Consider the following 8,320-nt stretch of genomic DNA (forward strand, 5'->3'; position numbering starts at 1 on the left):
CGCGACGACCCGCCCGGAGGGCGGGTGGGTGGGCGCGGCACGGCCGCCAGGCCGGCACGGCCGCCAGGCCGGCACGGCCGCCAGGCCGGCACGGCCGCCAGGCCGGCACGGCCGCCAGGCCGGCACGGCCGCCAGGCCGGCACGGCCGCCAGGCCGGCACGGCCGCCAGGCCCGGCTCGTGGCGGCGAAGCCGCCGAGCCGGGCCCTGCGGGCCGGTGGCCAAGGCATAGCGCCCAGCGGGTCCGTGGGGGAAAACCGGACAGGCCGTCGCGCGTCGGGTTACCGGTGAGTAGCATGGAGGCGGACAGGAATCTCTCGGCGTGGAGGAGAACCATCGTGCCGCGTACCGTCAGGGACGTCGTCTTCGTCGACGGCGTCCGTACTCCGTTCGGCAAGGCGGGTCCGAAGGGGATCTACCACGAGACCCGCGCCGACGACCTGGTCATCAAGTGCGTGCGCGAGCTGCTGCGCCGCAATCCCCAGCTGCCGCCGGAGCGGGTCGACGACGTGGCCATCGCGGCCACCACGCAGATCGGCGACCAGGGGCTGACCATCGGCCGCACCGCGGCCATCCTCGCCGGCCTGCCGAAGTCCGTGCCCGGCTACTCCATCGACCGGATGTGCGCCGGCGCGCTCACCGCCGTCACGACGACCGCGGGGGCCATCGCCTTCGGCGCCGCCGACATCGCCGTCGCCGGCGGCGTCGAGCACATGGGCCGGCACCCGATGGGCGAGGGCGTGGACCCCAACCCGCGTTTCGTCTCGGAGAAGTTGGTCGACGAGTCCGCGCTCTTCATGGGGATGACGGCGGAGAACCTGCACGACCGGTTCCCCAGCCTCAGCAAGGCCCGTGCCGACGAGTACGCGGTGCGCAGCCAGGAGAAGGCCGCCAAGGCGTACGCGGACGGCAAGATCCAGGCGGACCTGGTGCCGGTCGCGGTGCGCCGCACCTCCGCGGAGGGCGGTGAGCAGGGCTGGGGTCTGGCCACCGCCGACGAGCCGATGCGGCCCGGCACCACGCTGGAGGGGCTGGCCTCGCTCAAGACGCCGTTCCGGCCGCACGGCCGGGTCACCGCCGGCAACTCGGCCGGCCTCAACGACGGCGCCACGGCCTCCGTGATCGCCGCCGAGGACGTGGCCCGGGAGCTCGGGCTGCCGGTGAAGCTGCGGCTGGTGTCGTTCGCGTTCACCGGGGTCGAGCCCGAGGTGATGGGGTACGGTCCGGTGCCGGCGACCGAGAAGGCGCTGGCCAAGGCGGGGCTCACGATCGGCGACATCGGCCTGTTCGAGATCAACGAGGCGTTCGCCGTGCAGGTGCTGGCCTTCCTGGAGCACTTCGGCATCGCCGACGACGACCACCGTGTCAACCAGTACGGCGGCGCGATCGCGTTCGGCCACCCGCTGGCCTCCTCCGGGGTGCGGCTGATGACGCAGCTGGCCCGGCAGTTCGAGGACCAGCCGCACGTCAGGTACGGCCTCACGACGATGTGCGTGGGCTTCGGCATGGGTGCCACGGTCATCTGGGAGAACCCGCAGTGGGAGGGCAAGTGAGCGGTACGACCGAGACGTTGCGTGCGGCGGCCGAGCGGTTTCCGGACGAGGTGGTCACCAGCGCGTCCGTGCGCCACCTGGACCTGCCGGGGAACGGCGGCCGGTTCGCGCTGATCACCCTGGACAACGGCTTCGACCACACGAAGCCGACGACCTTCGGGCCGCGGTCGCTGGCCAACCTCGACGCGGCGATCGACCAGGTGCAGGCCGAGGCCGACGCGGGCGAGATCGTCGGCGTCGGGCTCACCGGCAAGCCGTTCGTCTTCGCGGTCGGCGCCGACCTGAAGGGCGTCGAGGTGCTGCGCGAGCGGGACGAGGCGCTGGCCATCGGGCGTGGCGGGCACGACGTGTTCGCGCGGCTCGCCGGGCTCGCGGTGCCGACGTTCGCGTACTACAACGGCGCGGCACTCGGCGGCGGCGTCGAGGTCGGGCTGCACTGCGCCTACCGCACGGTCTCCCGCGCGGTCACCGCGTTCGCGCTGCCCGAGGTCTTCCTGGGCCTGGTGCCGGGCTGGGGCGGCTGCACGCTGCTGCCGAACCTGATCGGCGCCGACCGCGCCGTCACCGTGATCATCGAGAACGCGCTCAGCCAGAACCGCATGCTGAACGGCACGAAGGTCTACGAACTGGGCATCGCCGACGCCCTCTTCGACGGCGCCGACTTCCTCGAGCAGTCGCTCGTGTGGACCTCGGCCGTGCTGCGCGGCGAGATCGAGGTGGTGCGGCAGGAGCCGGACCGCGGCACGGCCTGGGACGAGGCGGTGGCCAGGGGCCGGACGATCGCGGACGACAAGGTGCACGGCGCGGCGCCGGCCGCCTACCGGGCGCTGGAGATCGTCTCCCAGGCGAGGGACGGCGACGTGCGGGCCGGCTTCGCGGCCGAGGACGAGGCGCTGGCCGACCTGATCATGGGTGAGGAGCTGCGCAGCGGGCTCTACGCGTTCAACCTGGTGCAGCGGCGGGCCAAGCGGCCGGTGGGCGCGCCGGACAAGTCGCTGGCCAGGCCGGTCACCAAGGTCGGCGTGGTGGGGGCGGGGCTGATGGCCTCCCAGCTGGCGCTGCTGTTCGCGCGGCGTCTCGAGGTGCCCGTGGTGCTGACGGACATCGACCAGGAGCGGGTGGACAAGGGCGTCGGCTGGGTCCACGAGCAGGTCGACATGCTGCTGTTGAAGGGGCGGATCGGCCAGGACAAGGCCAACCGGCTCAAGGCGGCGGTGACCGGTTCGCTGGACCGGGTGGCGGCCTTCGCCGACGCGGACTTCGTGATCGAGGCCGTGTTCGAGGAGATGTCGGTCAAGCGGCAGGTGTTCGCCGAGCTGGAGGCCGTGGTGTCGCCGGAGGCGATCCTGGCGACCAACACCTCCTCGCTGTCGGTGACCGAGATGGCGGCCGAGCTGAAGCACCCGGAGCGGGTGGTCGGCTTCCACTTCTTCAATCCGGTGGCGGTGCTGCCGCTGCTGGAGATCGTGCGGGCGGAGCGTACCGACGACGCCTCGCTGGCCACGGCCTTCGCGGTGGCCAGGAAGCTGAAGAAGTCGGCGGTGCTGGTCAAGGACGCGCCGGCGTTCGTCGTGAACCGGATCCTGACCCGGTTCATGGGCGAGGTGCTGGGCGCGATCGACGAGGGCACCCCGGTCGAGGTCGCGGACCGGGCGCTGGAGCCGCTCGGCCTGCCGATGTCGCCGATCACGCTGCTGGAACTGGTGGGTCCCGCGGTGGCGCACCATGTGGCGGGCACCCTGCACGGGGCGTTCCCCGACCGGTTCGGGGTCTCGGAGAACCTGGGCCGGGTGGTGGCGGCCGGCAAGCGCGGCCTGTACACGCACGACTCGGGCAAGCCGGAGCTCGACCCCGAGGTGCTCGCGCTGTTCGAGGTGGGCGACCGGGTGCTGACCGAGGAGCAGGTGCGGGCGCGGGCGCTGGACGCCATCGCCGAGGAGGTCGGGCTGATGCTCGACGAGGGCGTGGTGGCGGAGGCGCAGGACATCGACCTGTGTCTGCTCACCGGCGCCGGCTGGCCGTTCCACCTGGGCGGGATCACCCCCTACCTGGACCGGGCCGGGATCTCGGAGCGGGTGCTCGGGCGGCGGCTGCTGCCGCGCGGGGTGGCGAGCGTTCCGGAGTGACGGACCGGTGACGGACGGGAAGTCGACGGCGGCACCCGGCTCGCCCCAGGCGGGCCGGGTGCCGCTGGTCGTGGTGGACGGGGCCAACGTGGTGGGCTCGGTGCCGGACGGCTGGTGGCGGGACCGGCGGGGGGCGGCGGAGCGGCTGCGGGACCGGCTGGTCGGCTATCCGGGGCCGGCCGAGGTGGTGTTGGTCGTGGAGGGCGCGGCGCGCGGCGTGGCCTCGGTGCCGGGGGTGCGGGTGGAGTCGGCGCCGGGCAGCGGCGACGACCTGGTGGTGCGGCTGGTGCGCGCGGAGGGCGGGGGCCGGCGGTGCCTGGTGGTCACCGCCGACCGGGAGTTGCGGGCACGGGTGGCGGCGCTCGGCGCCGAGACGATCGGGCCGCGGGAGGCGATGAGCTTCTGACGGCCCGGGATCCTCCCGGCGGCCTCGCGCGGTCAGGCGCGCGTCGCGTCCAGCGGGCCCTCCAGGCGGGCGACGAGGCCGGTGACCTGGCGGGCGATGTCCGGGCCCGTCAGGCCGGCCGCGGCCAGCACCTCCTCGCGGGTGCCGTGCTCCAGGAACCGGTCGGGGATGCCGAAGTCGCGCAGCGGCACGTCCACGTCGGCGTCGCGCAGCGCCTGGGCGATGGCGGAACCGACGCCGCCCGCGCGGCTGTTGTCCTCCACGGTGACCACCACCCGGTGCTCGGCGGCGAGGCCGGGCAGGGCGGGGTCGACGGGCTTGACCCAGCGGGGGTCGACGACGGTGGTGCTGATGCCCTGCCTGCGCAGCAGCTCGGCGGCCTCCAGGCAGACGGGGGCCAGCGCGCCGACGGAGACCAGCAGCACGTCGGGCCGCTCGGTGCCCTCCTCGGGGCGGAGCAGCACGTCCATGCCGCCGACGGTGCCGACGGCCGCGACGGCCGGGCCGACCTTGCCCTTCGAGTACCGGATGACGGTGGGCGCGTCGTCGACCTCGACGGCCTCGCGCAGCTGGGCGCGCAGTTGGTCGGCGTCGCGCGGGGCGGCGAGCCGCAGCCCGGGCACGCACTGCAGGATGGACATGTCCCAGACGCCGTGGTGGGAGGCGCCGTCGGGCCCGGTGACGCCGGCCCGGTCGAGAACGAACGTTACGCCACAGCGGTGCAGGGCCACGTCCATCAGCAGCTGGTCGAAGGCCCGGTTGAGGAAGGTGGCGTAGACCGCGAAGACCGGGTGCAGCCCGCCGGTGGCCAGGCCGGCGGCCGAGACGGCGGCGTGCTGCTCGGCGATGCCGACGTCGAAGACCCGGTCGGGGAACTCGTCGGCGAAGTCGGCGAGGCCGACCGGGCGGAGCATGGCGGCGGTGATGGCCACGATGTCCTCGCGCTCCCGGCCGATCTTGACGATCTCCTCGCCGAAGACGGAGGTCCAGTCGGCGCTCGACTGGGAGACCGGCAGGCCGGTGTCGGGGTGGATCACGGGGACCGCGTGGAACTGGTCGGCCTCGTCGTCCCGCGCGGGCTGGTAGCCGCGGCCCTTCTCGGTGATGCAGTGCACGATGACCGGGCCGCCGAACCGCTTGGCGCGCTGCAGCGCCGACTCCAGGGCCTGGATGTCGTGGCCGTCGATGGGGCCGAGGTACTTCAGGCCCAGGTCCTCGAACATGCCCTGCGGCGCGATGACGTCCTTCAGGCCCTTCTTGGCGCCGTGCAGGGTGCCGTAGAGCGGGCGGCCGACGACCGGGGTGCGGTTGAGCATCTGCTTGCCGCGGGCCAGCCAGCGCTCGTAGCCGTCGGTGGTGCGCAGGGTGGCCAGGTGGTTGGCGAGGCCGCCGATGGTCGGCGCGTAGGAGCGCTCGTTGTCGTTGACGACGATGACCAGCGGGCGGTCCTTGGCGGCGGCGATGTTGTTCAGCGCCTCCCAGGCCATGCCGCCGGTGAGGGCGCCGTCGCCGGTGACGGCCACCACGTGGTGCGGGTCGCCGCGCAGCTCGTTGGCCTTGGCCAGGCCGTCGGCCCAGCCGAGCACGGTGGAGGCGTGGCTGTTCTCGATCACGTCGTGCTCGGACTCGGCGCGGGAGGGGTAGCCGGAGATGCCGTCCTTGGCGCGGAGCCGGGAGAAGTCCTGCCGGCCGGTGAGCAGCTTGTGGACGTAGCTCTGGTGGCCGGTGTCCCAGAGGACGCGGTCGCGCGGCGAGTCGAAGACCCGGTGGATCGCGATGGCGAGTTCGACGACGCCGAGGTTGGGGCCGAGGTGGCCGCCGGTTCTGGCGACCGAGCTGATGAGGAAGGAGCGGATCTCGCCGGCCAGCTCGTCCAGCTGTTCGGGGCTCAGCCGGTCGAGATCGCGCGGTCCCGTGATACGGGTCAGCAGCGGCACCGTTCCTCCTTGCGTCGGGCTGTCTCACATGACCGTCCGACGAAGTTTAGTGTGACGAGCCGCCCGGCGGGCCCGCAGGATGGATCCCGTGGGCCCGCGCAGGCGGCCCTCAGGTTCGTCCCGCGCTTCGCCTGGTCTGCCGGGAGACGGAGTCGACGACGACGGCGATCAGCAGCACCGCGCCGGTGATCATGTACTGGATCTCGCTCGACATGCTCATCAGGCGGAGCCCGGTGGTGATGGACTGGATGACGAGGGTGCCGAGCAGCGCCGACCAGATCCAGCCGCGGCCGCCGAAGAGGCTGGTGCCGCCGATGACGGCGGCGGCGATCACGTTCATCAGCAGGTTGCCCGAGCCCAGGCTCTTGGAGGCGCCGCCGGCCTGGGCCGCCACGAAGAGGCCGCCGAAGGCGGCGAGCGCGCTACCGATGGTGAAGACGGTGAGCCGCACGAACTCCACGTTGATGCCGGCCCGCCTGGCCGCCTCCGCGTTGCCGCCGACGGCGTAGATCTGACGGCCGTAGGTGGTGCGGCGCACCATGAAGTCGGCGAGCAGCAGGATGACCAGGAAGACGACGAGGGCGAGCGGCAGCCCCCGGTGCTGGTTGAGGGTGTAGGCGGTGAGGAAGGCGGCCACGGCGACCAGGGCGCCGCGCACCACGATCTCGCCGAGCTGCCTGGTGGGCAGCTGGGCCGCCTGGCGTCGGCGCTCCTGCCGCCACAGCGCGAACACGTAGCCCGCGGTGACGACGGTGGCCAGCGAGTAGGCGGCGGAGATGTCGCTGAAGTAGAAGTTGTAGAAGTCGCGGACCAGGCTGTCGGACGGCACGTTGATGGTGCCCTCGTCGCCCATCACCCAGATCTGCAGGCCGCTCCAGCCGAGGAAGCCGGCCAGGGTGACGACGAACGCCGGTACGCCGACCCGGGCGAAGAAGAAGCCGTGGACGGTGCCGACGACGGCGCCGGCACCGACGGCGAGGACGATGGCCAGCAGGTCGTCGACGCCGTGGCTGACCGAGAGCACCGCCCACAGCGCGGCGGACAGGCCGGCCATGGAGCCGACGGAGAGGTCGATCTCGCCGAGCAGCAGCACCAGGACGATGCCGACGGCCATGATGCCGGGGCCCGCGATGTAGACGGTGATGTTGCTGAGGTTGCGCGGCGAGAGGAAGTTCCCGGTCTGGCTCTGGAACACGACGGCGATCACGATCATGCCGACGATGACGGGGATGGAGCCGAGTTCGCCGCCGCGTATCCGGCGCCGGAACGCCTCCACGTAGCCGGCGAGGCCCCGTTCGCGGACCAGCAGCCGGGGATCGGGCGCCAGGTCGTCACTCATGGCTCTCCTTGGGTGCTTCCCTAGGGGCGCCGGTGCCGGCGCCGGTGCGGCCCGCGCGGCGGGCGACGGCGTTGTCGGCGGCGCCGGTGATGGCGGCGATGATCTCCTCGCCCGAGGTGTCGGCGACGCGGAAGTCCCCGTTGTTCCTGCCGAGGCGCAGCACGACGACGCGGTCGGCGACGGCCCGCACGTCGGCCATGTTGTGGCTGATGAGGATCACCGCGAGGCCGCGCTCCCGCAGCCGCTCGATGAGGTCGAGCACCTGGGCGGTCTGCTCGACGCCGAGCGCGGCGGTGGGCTCGTCGAGGACGACCACCTCGGGCGAGCCGACGAGCGCGCGGGCGATGGCCACGACCTGCCGCTGACCGCCGGAGAGCGAGGCCACCGGGATGCGGACGCTGGGGATCCTGATCGACAGGGTGTCCAGCAGTTCCCGGGAGCGGCTCTCCATCGTCACCTGGTCGAGGACGCTGCGGCGGCGTATCTCGCGGCCGAGGAAGAGGTTGGCGACGACGTCGAGGTTGTCGCAGAGCGCGAGGTCCTGGTAGACGGTGGCGATGCCGAGTTCCTGGGCGTCGTGCGGCTTGGCGATGCGGACCGGCGCGCCCTTCCAGGAGATCACGCCCGCGTCGACGGGGTGCACGCCGGCGATCGTCTTGACCAGGGTGGACTTCCCCGCCCCGTTGTCCCCGACGAGGGCGGTGACCTCGCCGGCCCGGATCTCCAACTCCACGTCGGTGAGCGCCTGCACCGCGCCGAACCGCTTGGACACGCCCCGCAGGGCGAGGATGGGGGACGGGGGTGGTGCGGTGGTGGCTGTCATGGCGTTCGACTCCCTCTGGGCGACGGTTCTTTCCCCGACCACCCGCCCCGACGGGCGAGCCGGCGAGGCGTACGTCCGGTGGTGCGGCCGAGGGTCTCTCCCCACCCACCCGCCCCTTCGCCCCCGACGGGGCGAGGC

Annotated in this window: 6 protein-coding genes; 3 read left to right on the forward strand and 3 right to left on the reverse strand. The window is 73.0% G+C overall.

All coding sequences use genetic code 11. The annotated features are described in order from the left end of the window. Nucleotides 1-336: 336 nt before the first annotated feature. From RNC47_RS35255 to RNC47_RS35265, 3 genes are read left to right on the forward strand one after another with little or no spacing between them, the layout of a single operon-like run. On the forward strand, nt 337-1,551 hold the full coding sequence (locus RNC47_RS35255; RefSeq protein WP_311604872.1) for a thiolase family protein: 1,215 nt from the start codon (nt 337-339) through the stop codon (nt 1,549-1,551). Further along, complete coding sequence (locus RNC47_RS35260; protein ID WP_311604874.1) at nt 1,548-3,677, forward strand: 3-hydroxyacyl-CoA dehydrogenase NAD-binding domain-containing protein; 2,130 nt, start codon at nt 1,548-1,550, stop codon at nt 3,675-3,677. The genes RNC47_RS35255 and RNC47_RS35260 overlap by 4 nt, the downstream gene beginning before the upstream one ends. A 7-nt stretch (nt 3,678-3,684) precedes the next feature. Next, nucleotides 3,685-4,083, forward strand: coding sequence for a PIN domain-containing protein (locus RNC47_RS35265; protein WP_311604875.1), 399 nt, complete (start codon nt 3,685-3,687; stop codon nt 4,081-4,083). 32 nt (nt 4,084-4,115) lie between these two features. Here RNC47_RS35265 and dxs read toward each other — a convergent pair whose 3' ends face one another. The 3 genes from dxs to RNC47_RS35280 form a co-directional block, all read right to left on the reverse strand. After that, nucleotides 4,116-6,020, reverse strand: a complete 1,905-nt coding sequence (dxs, locus tag RNC47_RS35270; RefSeq protein ID WP_311604876.1) for a 1-deoxy-D-xylulose-5-phosphate synthase — start codon at nt 6,018-6,020, stop codon at nt 4,116-4,118. A gap of 109 nt (nt 6,021-6,129) precedes the next feature. Further along, nucleotides 6,130-7,359 carry a sugar ABC transporter permease gene (locus tag RNC47_RS35275; protein WP_311604877.1) on the reverse strand — a complete coding sequence of 410 codons (1,230 nt, stop codon included), beginning with the start codon at nt 7,357-7,359 and terminating at the stop codon, nt 6,130-6,132. Beyond that, the gene (locus tag RNC47_RS35280; RefSeq protein ID WP_311604879.1) at nt 7,352-8,182 is read right to left on the reverse strand and encodes an ATP-binding cassette domain-containing protein; all 831 of its coding nucleotides are present in this window, start codon (nt 8,180-8,182) and stop codon (nt 7,352-7,354) included. Before RNC47_RS35280 ends, RNC47_RS35275 begins: the two co-directional genes overlap by 8 nt. Between the last annotated feature and the right edge of the window lie 138 nt (nt 8,183-8,320).

The organism is Streptomyces millisiae (assembly GCF_031845425.1).
In the GTDB taxonomy this organism is placed as follows: domain Bacteria; phylum Actinomycetota; class Actinomycetes; order Streptomycetales; family Streptomycetaceae; genus Streptomyces; species Streptomyces millisiae.